Origin of the sequence: Pseudomonas sp. GM74 (assembly GCF_000282455.1) — a bacterium.
In the GTDB taxonomy this organism is placed as follows: domain Bacteria; phylum Pseudomonadota; class Gammaproteobacteria; order Pseudomonadales; family Pseudomonadaceae; genus Aquipseudomonas.
Map to the genome: position 1 here is coordinate 1 of NZ_AKJG01000129.1, position 14,119 is coordinate 14,119.

Sequence of the window (14,119 nt, forward strand, 5' to 3'; positions counted from 1 at the left end):
CGCTGGATCAGCGCCGGAATGTAGCGATGCATGTGGTCGAAGTACGGCAGGCGCAAGAACGCCGCGCGCTCGATCAGCTTCAGGCCGCAACCGGTGTCCGGGGTGGCGTCCTTGAGCAGGCGGCGGCGCAGGTTGTTGGCGAACCGCGAGGCGTAGCGTTTGCTCGCGGTGTCACGGCGATTGACCCGGTGCCCGGCCACCAGCTGCACATCGACTTTTCCCGGTTCGCCGCGCACCAGCGCGAGCATGCCGGGGATGTCCGCCGGGTCGTTCTGGCCGTCGCCATCGAGGGTCGCCAGCCACATACCGCGGGCCTCACGGGCCGCGTGGTACAGCGAGGTGCTCTGCCCCAGCGACCGCTCGTGATGCAGGATGCGCAGGGTGTTCAAGCCGTTTTGGCGAGTCTGCCGCAGTTCCTGCAGGGTCGAATCGGTGCTGCCGTCGTCGACCACGATGATTTCGTAAGCCTCATCGGCCAGTGCCACGCGGATTTCCTCAAGCAGTGGCTTGAGGTTGTTCGCTTCGTTCTTAGCGGGAATCAGTACGGATACAAAAATCTCTTGGCTCATGGAGTCACTCTCGCCTTTATTGGATTTCTTTTATCAGTGGCGAATCAAGGTGTCGTACACCGGCCGACTCGATGCAGAACTGAGCTATATCAGGGCGATGACGCCAGCAGTGCTCCGTCCCGTGGACGCACTCGCGCGACCCCGCATACGGTGCCCGGCCATTTGTAAAAATGACGTCAATATTTCATACACTTTTTGTCATCATTCCCCTGATGACACAACGAATTCGGTTGCCATTGGCGCCTGCCCATCTAAAGTGCACCCACGCGAGTGAAAAACATGAATCGGGTAAGGACGCAGAACCATGAGCACTGAGCAAGAGACGACTTTCGATGAGCCACGACTCAACAGTACGGAAATCCGCATTCTGGGCTCGTTGATCGAGAAGCAGGCCACCAGCCCGGAAACCTATCCCCTGACCCTCAATGCCCTGGTGATTGCCTGCAACCAGAAAACCAGCCGCGAGCCGGTGATGAACCTGACACCGGGCCAGGTCGGCCAGAGCCTGCGCGCCCTCGAAGGACGCGGCTTCACCAGACTGGTGATGGGCAGCCGCGCCGACCGCTGGGAGCACAAGGTCGACAAGGCCCTGGAACTGGTGCCGGCGCAGGTCATCCTGAGCGGGCTGATGTTTCTGCGCGGCCCGCAGACCGTCAATGAACTGCTGACCCGCAGCGGGCGCATGCATGAGTTCGAAGATGCCGAACAGGTGGTGCATCAACTCGAACGCCTGATTGCCCGGGGCCTGGCCGTACTGATTCCGCGCCAGGCCGGCCAGCGCGAAGACCGTTACACCCACGCCCTGGGCGACCCGGCGGATATCGAAGCGATCATGGCAGCACGGCAAAACCCGGCCGAACGGGGCAGCAGCGGGGTTTCGGTTGAACGCATTGAAGAACTGGAAGCGCGGATTGCAGCGCTGGAAGAAAGGCTGGCTCGGCTCGAATAATCAGGCTACAGAGATCCCAATGTGGGAGCGGGCTTGCTCGCGAATGCGATCTGTCAGTCACATCAATGCTGAGTCGACCATCGCCTTCGCGAGCAAGCCCGCTCCCACAGGGGGTTCGCGGTGTTTGCGCCTATTCGCCGTCCCAGTAATCCACCCCGTCCGCTTGCCGGGCCACTGCAACAAAACCCGAAGCATTACCCTCGGCATCCACCTTGAAGTCATCCATCACGGCGTATTTGCCGGAATCCGGGTACTCACAGATTTCCGGCGATTGCTGGGTGCTGACGGCCAGGTACCGCAACTCACCGTTACTGGTATTGATGATCTGATGCGCCTTTTCAGGCCCACCCGGTGGACAGGCGATCACATCACCGGCGCGGATCGGAAAACGTTCGGTCCCCAGGCGGACCTCCCCCTCCCCGGCCACGACGTAGAACATTTCCTCATTGACCCGATGACTGTGAAACGGGCTGCCGCGCATGCCTGGCTCCAGCACATACAGGCGATAACCCAGCTTTTGCGCCCCCAGTTGCTGACCGACACGGGCCAGGCGCTGTTGATAGCGACCGGCGGTTTCACCGCTCGGCGCAAACGCTTCGGGCAGCGGTTCAAGTTCGACTGAATTCAGGTTGAGAATGGGGGGATGCATGGACACCTCCTAGCTGCGGGCAAACGCCACGGCCTTCTGGAATTGCTCATCCGTTGGCCGCACGCCGGTATAGAGCACGAATTGCTCCAGCGCCTGGATCGCGATCACTTCCAGCCCGGTGATGACCCGCTTGCCTTCGGCACGAGCACGCACGATCAGCGGGGTTTCCGAGGGAATCGCCACCACATCGAAGACAGTGTCCGCTTTTTCGATCACCTCAGGCTCAAAGGCCAGTTGCTCGGCCTCCGGTCCCCCCGTCATGCCGATCGGGGTGACGTTGACCAGCATTTGCGGGCGACGATTCCCCAACTCGGCCTGCCACTCATACCCCAACGACTGCGCCAGCGCCTGCCCGGCACGCTCGTTGCGGGCCACGATCAGGCCGTTTTCATAGCCGCCATCACGCAAGGCGCTCGCCACGGCCTTGGCCATGCCGCCGCTGCCGCGCAAGGCAAAGGTCGAGTCCTTGGGCACCTGGTGTTTTTCCAGCAACTGGGCAACGGCGATGTAGTCAGTGTTGTAGGCCTTGAGATGACCGTCGGTGTTGACGATGGTGTTGATCGATTGAATGGCTGCTGCAGACGCGTCGAGTTCATCCACCAGGGCAATGCAGGCTTCCTTGAACGGCATCGACACGCCACAGCCACGAATCCGCAGGGCGCGAATGCCGGCAACGGAACCCGGCAGGTCCTGGCTGGCAAAGGCCTTGTAGTAGAAATTCAGGCCCAGCTGTTCATACAGATGATTGTGAAAACGCAGACCAAAGTTCCCGGGGCGTCCTGAAAGGGACATGCACAGCTGGGTGTCTTTGTTGGGGTTCATCTGCATGGGGAAGCTCCTTCAAATGCACTTTTCGGATGGACGGGATTAGCCCTCCATCGGGTTCTGATCGATCATGTAAGTGTGTTAACGCGGCCTTACATGGGTCGGTAGGAAAGTCGGTACAGACCTTACACAAAATTTACCTCGCGGCCGTGCTGTTTTTCAGAAAAACGCTGTCTTAGAAGTATCCCCGCGACAATCCTTGGGTCTATTGCAGACACAAGCGCCGGGGCGAAGAACCGAGGAACTATCATGATCCGTAAAGTCCCCACAGTAGCCTTGCTGATCGGCGCCCTCGCTATCGCAGGACAGGCGCAAGCCCATGGTGGTGGTAATGACGCGGCGGTATTCGGAGCGATCGTCGGTACTGCCATCGTCGGCTCGGCTCTGATCAACGCCAACCGCCCGGTTTATGTCGCACCGCAACCGGTCTACTACCAGCCCGCGCCGGTTTATTACGCACCACCGCCTCCGGTTTACTACCAGCCGGCCCCGGTCTACGTGCAACAACCGATCTACTACCGCCCGGCCCCGGTTTACTACGGCCCACCCCGTGGTTACTACGGCCCGGCCCGTGGTTACTACGGCCCGGCCCGTGGTTATTACGGCCCGCCACGGGGCTACTACGGCCGAGGTCACTGGTAACGAACTCATCCAGCCCCGCTGAAACAGCGGGGCTTTTTTATGCCCGATTGTCGGTGCAGGTCTGGATAAATCTCGCCAAGGTCGCTATCGGGACAGTGCCCGTGGCAGAAACGGGCAAGATGGACTCGAGCCGATTTCTGCCGCGTGGCAAAAAACGGTCATATTTTTGTCATGACAGTTCCTCAAGCTCGGGGCTGTCCGTCTAAAACAGATTGATAACAACAAGGACGACCACATGCCAACGCAAAACCCGCACCGCATCGTCGGTCTGTGCACCTCCAGCAAGGTGTACAACGCACTGACCGAACTCAAGCACCTGGAAGGTCATCGCAGCGCCAAGTTTCTCTCGCTGTTGACGCAAAGCCTGGTGCGCAAGGGCCTGCTCAACGAGCAGGAAGTGGTTCATATGCTCGATCAGGTGGTCAGCTGACCTGCCAACGGTCGTTTACCCCCTCTGGCATCAATGACCACTATCGAAAGCGTTGATTACTCCTCAAGGCACCCGGACCTTAAAGTAGCTCCACAGATTGATGGAGGTACTTGTCATGTCCAAGGTTCAGATCATGTCCGTTATCGGCAGCGCCGTCCCCGCACAGCTCAGGGAACTGGGCATGCTCGCCTGCTGGTACCTGGTGCAGGACGGGGTGCAGATCAGCGGCCCGCTCACGTCGCTACCCGCCGCCCAGGAACTGTCGCAACGCATCGGCACTGGCCAGTCCGGCAGGCTCAGCGCCTAAGGCAGCTGCACCCGCGGTTTGGTTTCAACGAAAATGGCCCAGCTCGACATGAACAGGGCCGCGATCAACGGGCCGATGACAAAGCCGTTCAGTCCGAAAATCGCCAGGCCGCCGAGGGTCGAGATCAGGATCATGTAGTCCGGCATTTTGGTGTCCTTGCCCACCAGTAACGGCCGGAGCAGGTTGTCCACCAGCCCGATCACGAAGACCCCGAACAATCCCAGCACCACGCCCTGCCAGATCGCCCCGGTGAGCAGGAAGAACACCGCCACCGGCACCCAGACGATTCCCGCCCCCACCGCCGGCAGCAGCGACAGAAACGCCATCAACACCGCCCAGAGCAATACGCTGGGAATGTCCAGAAACCAGAAGACCAGACCGCCCAGCGCGCCTTGCGTGATCGCCACCAGCAGGTTGCCCTTCACCGTGGCCCGCACCACACGATTGAACTTGAGCTGCAAACGGCGTTTCTGCTGTTCCTGCAATGGCACCGCCAGGCGCACCTTGCGCGCCAGTTCCGCACCGTCGCGCAGGAAGAAAAACAGCAGGTACAGCATGATGAAAAAGCTGACGATGAACTCGAACGTGCCCTGGCCGAAACTGAAGACCTGAGTGGCGAAGAACTCGTTGCCGGTCATCGCGCTCTTGATGATTTTCTCCCTCAGCCCATTGAGCTCCCCGATGCCGAAGCGGTCGAGCAAATGCTGGAAATATGACGGCAGGCTGTGCTTGAACTGCGCCACATACCCGGCGATGTCCAGTTCGCCGCTTTCGATGTTCTTGTAGAGCGCGGTTCCCTCCTGGACCAGGAAGACGCCGAGGACTATCACAGGCAGGATCGCACTCAACAGGCAGATGCTCAATGTGAGCAGCGACGTGAGGTTGCGCTCCCAGCCGAACTTCAGTTGCAGTCGCCGTTGCAGGGGAGCAAAGAGGATCCCGAGGATCACCGCCCAGAACACGGCGCCGTAGAACGGCAGCAGAATCCAGACGAAGGCGATGCTCACCAGGGCCAGCAGGACGGTCAGCGATCTGTCTTTCAGGGTTTCGTCGTTCATGTAGGATCCATGCCAGTCTGCCCGGACGCAAAGGTACGTCCTGATGCTTAGGTCGCCACGGCCAGCGCGAGTGCCCTCCGTTCGTGAACAAAGCATAGATCCAGATCAACAAACCCTCGGGCCAAGTCGTTTACCCTGCGCGGCTTTTGCGATCGACCCGCCATGAACCTGATTGCTCCCGAACTGCTTGCCCCCGCCGGCACCCTGAAAAACATGCGTTACGCCTTCGCCTACGGCGCCGATGCGGTGTACGCCGGCCAGCCGCGCTACAGCCTGCGGGTGCGCAACAACGAATTCGACCACGCCAACCTGGCCCTCGGCATTCGCGAGGCACAGGCCCGGGGCAAGCGCTTTTACGTGGTGGTGAACATCGCGCCGCACAACGCCAAGCTCAAGACCTTCCTCAAGGACCTTGAACCGGTGATCGCCATGGCCCCGGATGCACTGATCATGTCCGACCCCGGCCTGATCATGCTGGTGCGCCGGCACTACCCGCAGATGCCGATTCACCTTTCGGTGCAGGCCAATACGGTGAACTGGGCGAGCGTCGAGTTCTGGCAGCAGCAAGGCTTGAGCCGGATCATCCTGTCCCGGGAGCTATCCCTGGAAGAAATCGCCGAGATCCGCGAGCAAGTGCCGGCCATGGAACTGGAGGTGTTCGTGCACGGCGCGTTGTGCATGGCCTATTCCGGGCGCTGCCTGCTGTCGGGCTACATGAACAAGCGCGACGCCAATCAGGGCAGTTGCACCAATGCCTGTCGCTGGAAATATTCAGCGCAACCGGCCACGGAAAACCAGCTCGGCGAGATCGTGCAACAGTATCAACCGGAACCCACCCTGGGCATCGGCGCGCCTACCGAACAGGTGTTCCTGTTGCAGGAAGCCAATCGTCCCGGCGAACAGATGCCGGCCTTCGAAGACGAACACGGCACCTACATCATGAACGCCAAGGACCTGCGCGCCGTGCAGCACGTCGAACGCCTGACGCACATGGGCATGCACTCGCTGAAAATCGAAGGCCGGACCAAATCCCATTTTTACTGCGCGCGCACCACCCAGGTTTATCGCCGGGCCATCGACGACGCGGTAGCGGGCCGGGCCTTCGACCGTGACCTGATGACCGACCTGGAGTCCCTCGCCCAGCGCGGCTACACCGAAGGTTTTCTGCGCCGGCATGTGCATGACGAATACCAGAACTACCAGAACGGCAGCTCGGTGTCGGAGCGCCAGCAGTTTGTCGGTGAGTTGACCGGCCAGCGCCGCGATCGCCTGGCCGAGGTCAAGGTGAAGAACCGCTTCGGCCTGGGCGATCACATGGAGCTGATGACGCCCAAGGGCAACTTCCACTTCGATCTGCATCAATTGCAAAACGCCAAGGGTGAAGCGATCGAAGTTGCACCGGGGGATGGGCATACGGTGTATTTGCCGATACCGGATGCAGTGGATCTGGAGTTTGGTTTGCTGATGCGGGACGTAGGTGTGAACTGACCTTCAAATACACACAAAACCCTGTGGGAGCGAGCTTGCTCGCGATAGCGGTGTATCAGTCAATATTGTTAGCGACTGACACTCCGTCATCGCGAGCAAGCTCGCTCCCACAGGCTCTCCCACAGGTACTGCGTCAGGCAAATTCCTCGCGCAACATCGCCACGAACGCCTCACGCGCCGGGTGCACCCCGGCGTTTTCGTGCCAGTAAAACAGGTTGTCGACGGCGGTCAGTTCGGGGAACTCAAACCCCGCGCACCCCGCGCCTTTGGCGTATTGATCGAACACGCCTTTGGGCACCAGCGCCACGCCGGCACCGGCGCTGACGCAACCGACAATCGCGCCATAACTGGCCAGGCTGACAATCGGCAGCGCCTGCCCCTGTCGCAACAGCCAATGCTCCAGCGCCGCCCGATACGGACAGCCCTGGGGCCACATGAACACGGTCTGGTCCTGCAAATCACTGACGTCCCGCAGCGGCCCCAGGGAGGTCGAGGCGATCAGCAGCAGCTCTTCGCGGTACATCGGCGTGCGCTTGAGGTGCGAACGCTCGACATCCACCGCGACGATGGCGCCGTCGAGTTTGTGATTGAGCGTGTCATCGAGCAACTGGCCCCAGGAGCCGGTGGTCAGCTCCAGTGCTACCTGCGGGAAACGCTTGTGGAATTTCGCCAGCAGACGCGGCAAACGCCCGGTGGCCGACGACTCGATGGCCCCGATGCGCAAGGGGCCGGAGGGCTCGGCCGAAGGGTCGACCGCGCGCTTGGCCTCGGCGGTGAGGGCGAGAATTTTAGAGGCGTAGGCCAGGAACGTTTGCCCCGACGGGCTGATGCGCAGCCCTCGGCCTTCGCGCAGAAACAGCGCGACACCCAGTTCGGCCTCCAGGGCCTTGATCCGTGCCGTGATGTTCGACGGCACGCAATGCAACAGCTCGGCTGCGCGGGCGATGCTGCCGACGTCGGCGACGGTCTTGAACATGCGAATCTGTGCCAGCTCCATACATCACCCACAGTGAACGGTTAGCGCAGTATAAGTCAGTTGTGGCGAACGATCCGCTTTCTGATACTCGGTGCATCCACCCACAGGTGCACGACCATGACGCCGCTCACACCCTCCCCCGTTTCACCCTGGAAAATCATCCTGGCCATGACGTTTGTCGTGGCTTGCTGGGGCTACTCCCCGACCGGCATCCATATCGGCTTGCTGGCCTATGACCCGGTGCACCTGGCGCTCCTGCGTTTCTTGCTGGCTTCCGTGTTCATGGCCGTGGTCGCGATGTTCAAGGGCATTCGCCTGCCGAGCCTGCGCGATCTGCCACTGATGTTCGGCCTGGGTTTCTTTGCCGTGAGCCTGCACCACGTGGCGATCAACTTCGGGCAGCAAGGCGTCAGCGCTGGCGCTTCGAGCGTCCTGGCCCAGACCACGCCGCTGTTCAGCACGCTGATCGCGCGCTTCGTGTTCAAGGATCAGGTGAGCCTGTGGCGCTGGGGGTGTGTGCTGCTCGGATTGTTTGGCGTGGTGATTGTGGTGGCGGGCGATCATGGCCTGGGCAGCATTGACGCCCACGGCTTGCTGATCCTGCTGGCGGCGGTGTCCTGGAGCCTCTACTTTGCCCTGCAAAAGCACCACACCGGGCGTTACGACGGGTTGACGCTAGTGTGTTACACGGTGTGGTCCGGGACGGTGCTGCTGTTGATTTTTCTGCCCGGCCTTGTGGATCAAGTCGCCCTGGCGCCGATGCGCGTGCAGTTTGCGGTGATTGCCCTGGGAATATTCCCCAGCGCCCTGGCGTACCTGGCCTGGGCCTATGTGCTGGCGCATGTCGATTTGAGCCGGGCGACGATGACGCTGTATTTGACGCCGCCCACGGCGATGGTCATTGCGTCCTATACGCTTGGCGAGCGACCGACGTTGATGATCGTGGTCGGCGGGCTGGTGGTGTTGGCGAGTGTGCTGGCGTTGAATCTGGAGCGGCGGGCTGTGGTTGTTCAGGCTGCCCGGGCCTGATCCATGTTTTTTGCTGTCTTGACTGGCGCCTTCGCGGGCAAGCCCGCTCCCACAGGTTTTGAGTCGTGCTCAAATGCTGTGGCAAAAATGAAACCCTGTGGGAGCGGGCTTGCTCGCGAAGAACGATGACTCGGTGTCACTGACTATCAGCTGGGCGAAAACCGGTCACGACTGTTGCTCAGGTGCAGCCACATCGCCGCCCGCGCCGCGTCCGGGTCCTGGCGCCTGATGGCATTGAGAATCGCCTCATGCTCGAGGTTGGCCAGCTCGCCGAGCTTGCTCAAGTCCACCGCGCCACGCTCGGCGGCATTGACCCGGGTGCGCGGGATCATGGCACTGCCCAGGTGCTGCATGATCTCGGTGAAGCACAGGTTGCCGGTGGCTTCGGCGATCAGCAGGTGAAAACGCCGGTCCGCTTCGACACAGCTGTCGTTGTTGGCCAGCAGGCTTTGATAGTCGTCCAGCGCTTCACGCATCCGCGCCAGTTGCAGATCGGTGCGGCGCGTTGCCGCCAGCGCCGCCGCCTGGGTTTCCAGGCCCATGCGCAACTCCAGAATGCTGCGCACCCCCAGTGCGGTATCGACATTGAGCTGTAACCCCTGCTCCGGTGCGCGCTCGATCACGAACGTGCCGATGCCATGCCGGGTTTCCACCAGCCCCGAGGCCTGCAACTTCGAGATCGCCTCACGCACCACCGTGCGACTGACCCCGTGTTCCTGAACGATGGTGTTTTCCGACGGCAGCTTGTCGCCGGGCAACATCTGGCCGAGCAGGATGCGCTGGGTCAGTTTCTCCACCAGGTCATGGGCCAGGTTGTGGCTGCGCTTGCGGGTGGGTGCTTCGAGGTCTTCTTGCATGAAGGTGTCCGGAAATCAGGGCTATCGAATCGTAGCACTGCGCCGGACGGGAATCCTGAAAAATCTCGCTCAACTTGTATGACAACACTCAACAATCAGCCATATTGATTCGCTTTAAAGGCCACCCGACACCACCAACAGAATAAAAAACCTCTAATACCGCGCCATTTCATTGGACAAATGCGGTTGCAAGATCAAAAAATGTAGTTGTATGATGTCTATCAACAACGCAGCACCCAGCCTTACCCCGCATAAAAATAACGAGTGGGAGAAAACGCAGTGAATACATCCATCTCCGGGATGCACGACGACGCCAATTCAGCGCTGAAGTCCGCCATCGCCAAAGTCAAACGTCACGTCTTGCCGCTGTTCGTCATCATGTTCATCGTCAATTACATAGATCGCGTGAACATCGGCTTCGTCCGCGCCCACATGGAACATGACCTGGGCATTGGCGCTGCCGCCTATGGCCTCGGTGCCGGGCTGTTCTTCATCGGTTATGCGCTGTTCGAAGTGCCCTCCAACATCCTCCTGCAAAAAGTCGGCGCGCGGATCTGGCTGACACGGATCATGCTGACCTGGGGCCTGGTCGCCGCAGGCATGGCATTCATCCAGAACGAAACCCACTTCTACATCCTTCGATTTCTGCTGGGCGTGGCCGAAGCCGGTTTCTTTCCCGGGGTGATCTACTACTTCACCCGCTGGTTGCCTGGAGTGGAGCGCGGCAAGGCGATTGCCATTTTCCTCAGTGGCTCGGCGATTGCCTCGCTGATCTCCGGTCCACTGTCCGGTTTGCTGCTGCAAATCAGTGGATTCGGGATGCATGGCTGGCAATGGATGTACTTCATCGAAGGCATGTTCTCGGTGGGTCTGTGTGTTTTTGTCTGGTTCTGGCTCGATTCCAAACCCCACGACGCCAAATGGCTGAGCCGCGAGGAGCAGGACGCGCTGGTCAAGGCCATCGACGACGAACAACTGGCCCGCGAAGCCGCCACACCGATCAAACCGTCGCTGGGCAAATTGCTCAAGGACCGCCAGATCATCCTGTTCTGCCTGATCTACTTCTTCATCCAGCTGACCATCTATGCCGCGACCTTCTGGCTGCCGAGCATCATCAAGAAGATGGGCGACCTCAGCGACTTCCAGGTCGGAATGTTCAACTCGATTCCGTGGCTGCTGTCGATTGTCGGCATGTACGCCTTCGCTTCCCTGTCGGCCAAATGGAAACACCAGCAAGCCTGGGTCGCCACTGCCCTGTTGATCGCCGCGGCCGGGATGTTCATGTCCACCACCGGCGGGCCGGTGTTCGCCTTTGTCGCCATCTGCTTTGCAGCACTGGGCTTCAAATCGGCCTCGTCGCTGTTCTGGCCAATTCCCCAGGCCTACCTGGATGCGCGCATCGCTGCGGGTGTCATCGCGCTGATCAACTCGGTGGGCAACCTCGGCGGCTTCGTTGCGCCGACCACATTCGGCCTGCTGGAAGAACGCACCGGCTCCATTCAGGGCGGGCTGTACGGCCTGGCCGCGACCTCGATCATCGCCGCCATCATCGTGTTTGCCGCCCGCAACAAACCCAAATCCGCGCCTGCCGTCGAATCGGCCAAAGCTGCGCCACGTCACGCCTGAAAGGATAAAAAAATGACTGCACAAGACACCGCAAAAGCCCCGGTCATCACCAGCATGCAAGTGGTTCCGGTTGCCGGTCATGATGGCATGCTGCTCAACCTGAGCGGCGCCCACGGCCCGTTTTTCACCCGCAACATCGTGATCCTAAAGGACAACGCCGGTCGCACAGGCGTCGGCGAAGTGCCGGGGGGCGAGCGCATTCGCCAGACCCTCGAGGACGCACGCAGCCTGGTGGTTGGTAGCCCGATCGGCACTTGGCAGAAAATACTCAATCAAGTGCGCCAGACCTTCGCCGACCGCGACGCCGGTGGTCGCGGTTTGCAGACCTTCGACCTGCGCATCACCATTCACGCCGTCACCGGCCTGGAAGCCGCATTGCTCGACTTGCTCGGCCAGCACCTGGACGTGCCGGTGGCCGCCCTGCTCGGCGAAGGCCAGCAGCGCGATGAAGTGAAGATGCTCGGTTATCTGTTTTATGTCGGTGATCGCAACGAAACCGACCTCGCCTACCGCAGCGAACCGGACGCCGACAACGACTGGTTCCGCGTGCGACACGAGAAAGCCATGACCGCCGATTCGGTGGTGCGCCTGGCCGAGGCGGCCCACGCGCGTTATGGCTTCAAGGACTTCAAGCTCAAGGGCGGCGTGCTCAGCGGCGACGCCGAAATCGAAGCGGTCACGGCCCTGGCCGAACGTTTCCCCGATGCGCGCATCACCCTCGACCCGAATGGCGCCTGGTCACTGAAAGAAGCCATCCGCCTGTGCCGCGATCAGCACCACGTGCTGGCCTATGCCGAAGACCCGTGCGGGGCGCAAAACGGTTACTCGGGACGCGAAGTCATGGCCGAGTTCCGTCGCGCCACGGGCCTGAAGACCGCGACCAACATGATCGCCACCGACTGGCGGGAGATGGGCCACGCGATCCAGTTGCAGTCGGTCGACATTCCCCTGGCCGACCCGCACTTCTGGACCATGCAGGGCTCGGTGCGCGTGGCGCAGATGTGCCACGAATGGGGCCTGACCTGGGGTTCGCACTCCAACAACCACTTCGACATCTCCTTGGCGATGTTCACCCATGTCGCGGCAGCCGCGCCGGGCGAGATCACCGCCATCGACACCCACTGGATCTGGCAGGACGGCCAGCGCCTGACCAAGGCCCCACTGCAAATCGTCGAAGGCTGCGTGCAGGTACCGCAGAAACCGGGGCTAGGGGTGGAGCTGGACATGGATCAGGTCGCCAAAGCTCACGAACTGTACAAAGGCATGGGCCTGGGGGCTCGGGATGACAGCGTGGCGATGCAGTTTTTGATTCCGGGCTGGAAGTTCGATAACAAGCGTCCGTGCCTGGTGCGTTGAATCGGCAAGTGCGTTGAATCAACGGTTGCGCGTGGCCGCCTGTTGGCCGCCTATTTTAAAAAGCGCTCGGAGCATGGCGCTTCACGCCCTAAAATGACGCGCAACTGAATCAACGACGGATGAAACCAACATGGACAGGCTGAAAACCATCGCCGCTTGCATGGCGATATTCGCCGCGGGCCAGTGCGTGGCACAGGATCAAATCGAGGCAGTGGTGAACGCCGCTGTACAACCGGTGATGCAAGCCGAGGGTATCCATGGGATGGCCGTGGCAGTCACCGTCAACGGCCAGGCGCATTACTTCAACTATGGTGTCGCCTCGAAAGAAACCGGAACCCCCGTCACCCAAGACACCCTGTTCGAGATCGGCTCCGTCAGCAAAACCTTCACCGCCACCCTCGCCGCCTACGCCCAGGCCACCGGCAAATTGTCACTGTCGGACAAGGCCAGCCAGATCCTGCCGGCCTTGCGCGGCAGCCCATTCGACCACATCAGCGTGCTGCAACTGGGCACCTACAGCGCCGGCGGCCTGCCGCTGCAATTCCCCGCTGAATATGATTCGGCCGACAAGATGCTCGGCTACTACAAACAATGGAAACCGCTCTACGCCCCCGGCAGCCACCGACTGTATTCGAACCCCAGCCTCGGCCTGTTCGGCTACCTCGCCGCCCAAAGCATGGGCCAGCCATTTGACGAGCTGATGGAGAAAACCCTGTTGCCGAAACTGGGCCTCAAGCACACCTATGTGCATGTGCCGCAGGACCAGATGGCGCTGTACGCCCAGGGCTACAACAAGGACGACAAACCGGTACGGGTCACTCCGGGGGCACTGGATTCCGAGGCGTACGGGGTGAAGACCAGCGCCTCTGACTTGCTGGCCTACGTCGGCGTAAACATGAAGCCGGCACCCCTGGAAAAGCCGTTGCAGCAAGCCATCGCCTTGACTCATAGCGCCTACTACACCGTTGGCGACATGACCCAGGGCCTGGGCTGGGAGATGTATCGCTACCCGATCACACTGGATCGCTTGCTGGACGGCAACTCCACGCCAATGGCCATGCAAGCCCATGAAGTCCGGTGGCTGAACCCGCCTCAAGCGCAGCCAGAGAACGTGCTGATCAACAAGACAGGTTCAACCGGTGGTTTTGGGGCTTATGTGGCGTACGTGCCATCGAAGGACATCGGCATTGTGATGCTGGCCAACAAGAATTATCCCAATGCGGAGCGGGTCAGGATTGCTCATCGGATTTTGAGCGCAATGACTCAATAAGCCTTGTCGCCTATTCCATGGATAAGGGCGACCTCTAGAGGTTAATGATCTGTAGCAGCTGCCGAGCCCGCGAGGCTGCGTTCGGCTG

General features: G+C 60.7%; 15 protein-coding genes. 9 read left to right on the forward strand and 6 right to left on the reverse strand.

Annotation, left to right across the window (positions count from 1 at the left end):
* The coding region (locus PMI34_RS04855; RefSeq protein ID WP_008052986.1) for a glycosyltransferase family 2 protein at window positions 1-569 on the reverse strand (569 nt) is incomplete at its 3' end.
* A gap of 304 nt (window positions 570-873) precedes the next feature.
* Here PMI34_RS04855 and PMI34_RS04850 point away from each other — a divergent pair.
* Complete coding sequence (locus PMI34_RS04850; RefSeq protein WP_008052992.1) at window positions 874-1,518, forward strand: YceH family protein; 645 nt, start codon at window positions 874-876, stop codon at window positions 1,516-1,518.
* A gap of 130 nt (window positions 1,519-1,648) precedes the next feature.
* On the opposite strand, the gene PMI34_RS04845 is transcribed toward PMI34_RS04850, so the two are convergent.
* Both PMI34_RS04845 and PMI34_RS04840 read right to left on the reverse strand, forming a co-directional pair.
* On the reverse strand, window positions 1,649-2,167 hold the full coding sequence (locus PMI34_RS04845; RefSeq protein ID WP_008052993.1) for a cupin domain-containing protein: 519 nt from the start codon (window positions 2,165-2,167) through the stop codon (window positions 1,649-1,651).
* Between the two features lie 9 nt (window positions 2,168-2,176).
* Window positions 2,177-2,995: a shikimate 5-dehydrogenase gene (locus PMI34_RS04840; protein ID WP_008052994.1), complete on the reverse strand. Its 819-nt coding sequence runs from the start codon at window positions 2,993-2,995 to the stop codon at window positions 2,177-2,179.
* 246 nt (window positions 2,996-3,241) lie between these two features.
* On the opposite strand from PMI34_RS04840, the gene PMI34_RS04835 reads away from it, so the two are divergent.
* The 3 genes from PMI34_RS04835 to PMI34_RS04825 all read left to right on the forward strand — a co-directional run bounded on the left by PMI34_RS04835 (window position 3,242) and on the right by PMI34_RS04825 (window position 4,371).
* Entirely contained in the window at window positions 3,242-3,634 is a 393-nt protein-coding gene (locus PMI34_RS04835; protein WP_008052995.1) for a hypothetical protein, read from the forward strand.
* Between the two features lie 235 nt (window positions 3,635-3,869).
* On the forward strand, window positions 3,870-4,064 hold the full coding sequence (locus PMI34_RS04830; RefSeq protein WP_008052996.1) for a hypothetical protein: 195 nt from the start codon (window positions 3,870-3,872) through the stop codon (window positions 4,062-4,064).
* Between the two features lie 115 nt (window positions 4,065-4,179).
* The gene (locus PMI34_RS04825) at window positions 4,180-4,371 is read left to right on the forward strand and encodes a hypothetical protein (RefSeq protein ID WP_008052998.1); all 192 of its coding nucleotides are present in this window, start codon (window positions 4,180-4,182) and stop codon (window positions 4,369-4,371) included.
* On the opposite strand, the gene PMI34_RS04820 is transcribed toward PMI34_RS04825, so the two are convergent.
* Window positions 4,368-5,429, reverse strand: a complete 1,062-nt coding sequence (locus tag PMI34_RS04820; RefSeq protein ID WP_008052999.1) for an AI-2E family transporter — start codon at window positions 5,427-5,429, stop codon at window positions 4,368-4,370. The two genes, PMI34_RS04825 and PMI34_RS04820, sit on opposite strands and share 4 nt — an antisense overlap.
* 162 nt (window positions 5,430-5,591) lie before the next feature.
* Here PMI34_RS04820 and trhP point away from each other — a divergent pair, with 162 nt between their 5' ends.
* A complete protein-coding gene (trhP, locus tag PMI34_RS04815) occupies window positions 5,592-6,917 on the forward strand; it encodes a prephenate-dependent tRNA uridine(34) hydroxylase TrhP (RefSeq protein ID WP_008053001.1) in 1,326 nt (441 codons plus the stop codon).
* A gap of 133 nt (window positions 6,918-7,050) precedes the next feature.
* Here the strand turns inward: trhP and PMI34_RS04810 are convergent, their stop codons facing one another.
* On the reverse strand, window positions 7,051-7,914 hold the full coding sequence (locus PMI34_RS04810; protein ID WP_008053002.1) for a LysR substrate-binding domain-containing protein: 864 nt from the start codon (window positions 7,912-7,914) through the stop codon (window positions 7,051-7,053).
* Between the two features lie 96 nt (window positions 7,915-8,010).
* On the opposite strand from PMI34_RS04810, the gene PMI34_RS04805 reads away from it, so the two are divergent.
* Window positions 8,011-8,922, forward strand: a complete 912-nt coding sequence (locus PMI34_RS04805; RefSeq protein ID WP_008053003.1) for a DMT family transporter — start codon at window positions 8,011-8,013, stop codon at window positions 8,920-8,922.
* Window positions 8,923-9,068: 146 nt separating this feature from the next.
* Here PMI34_RS04805 and PMI34_RS04800 read toward each other — a convergent pair whose 3' ends face one another.
* Complete coding sequence (locus PMI34_RS04800; protein ID WP_008053004.1) at window positions 9,069-9,779, reverse strand: FadR/GntR family transcriptional regulator; 711 nt, start codon at window positions 9,777-9,779, stop codon at window positions 9,069-9,071.
* Window positions 9,780-10,058: 279 nt separating this feature from the next.
* On the opposite strand from PMI34_RS04800, the gene PMI34_RS04795 reads away from it, so the two are divergent.
* The 3 genes from PMI34_RS04795 (at window position 10,059) to ampC (ending at window position 14,031) form a co-directional block, all read left to right on the forward strand.
* A complete protein-coding gene (locus PMI34_RS04795; protein ID WP_008053005.1) occupies window positions 10,059-11,405 on the forward strand; it encodes an MFS transporter in 1,347 nt (448 codons plus the stop codon).
* Between the two features lie 12 nt (window positions 11,406-11,417).
* Window positions 11,418-12,761 (forward strand): glucarate dehydratase, encoded by a 1,344-nt coding sequence (gene gudD / locus PMI34_RS04790; protein WP_008053006.1) that lies wholly within the window; start codon window positions 11,418-11,420, stop codon window positions 12,759-12,761.
* A gap of 160 nt (window positions 12,762-12,921) precedes the next feature.
* Window positions 12,922-14,031, forward strand: coding sequence for a class C beta-lactamase (gene ampC, locus PMI34_RS04785; protein ID WP_443216134.1), 1,110 nt, complete (start codon window positions 12,922-12,924; stop codon window positions 14,029-14,031).
* Window positions 14,032-14,119: the final 88 nt, after the last annotated feature.

Excerpts from the sequence above, each read along its gene's own strand:
- PMI34_RS04830 (WP_008052996.1), top strand. The coding sequence starts at position 3,870 with ATGCCAACGCAAAACCCGCACCGCATCGTCGGTCTGTGCACCTCCAGC.
- PMI34_RS04820 (WP_008052999.1), bottom strand. The coding sequence starts at position 5,429 with ATGAACGACGAAACCCTGAAAGACAGATCGCTGACCGTCCTGCTGGCC.
- gudD (WP_008053006.1), top strand. The coding sequence starts at position 11,418 with ATGACTGCACAAGACACCGCAAAAGCCCCGGTCATCACCAGCATGCAA.
- PMI34_RS04835 (WP_008052995.1), top strand. The coding sequence starts at position 3,242 with ATGATCCGTAAAGTCCCCACAGTAGCCTTGCTGATCGGCGCCCTCGCT.
- ampC (WP_443216134.1), top strand. The coding sequence starts at position 12,922 with ATGGCGATATTCGCCGCGGGCCAGTGCGTGGCACAGGATCAAATCGAG.
- PMI34_RS04810 (WP_008053002.1), bottom strand. The coding sequence starts at position 7,914 with ATGGAGCTGGCACAGATTCGCATGTTCAAGACCGTCGCCGACGTCGGC.
- trhP (WP_008053001.1), top strand. The coding sequence starts at position 5,592 with ATGAACCTGATTGCTCCCGAACTGCTTGCCCCCGCCGGCACCCTGAAA.
- PMI34_RS04805 (WP_008053003.1), top strand. The coding sequence starts at position 8,011 with ATGACGCCGCTCACACCCTCCCCCGTTTCACCCTGGAAAATCATCCTG.
- PMI34_RS04840 (WP_008052994.1), bottom strand. The coding sequence starts at position 2,995 with ATGCAGATGAACCCCAACAAAGACACCCAGCTGTGCATGTCCCTTTCA.
- PMI34_RS04845 (WP_008052993.1), bottom strand. The coding sequence starts at position 2,167 with ATGCATCCCCCCATTCTCAACCTGAATTCAGTCGAACTTGAACCGCTG.
- PMI34_RS04800 (WP_008053004.1), bottom strand. The coding sequence starts at position 9,779 with ATGCAAGAAGACCTCGAAGCACCCACCCGCAAGCGCAGCCACAACCTG.
- PMI34_RS04850 (WP_008052992.1), top strand. The coding sequence starts at position 874 with ATGAGCACTGAGCAAGAGACGACTTTCGATGAGCCACGACTCAACAGT.
- PMI34_RS04825 (WP_008052998.1), top strand. The coding sequence starts at position 4,180 with ATGTCCAAGGTTCAGATCATGTCCGTTATCGGCAGCGCCGTCCCCGCA.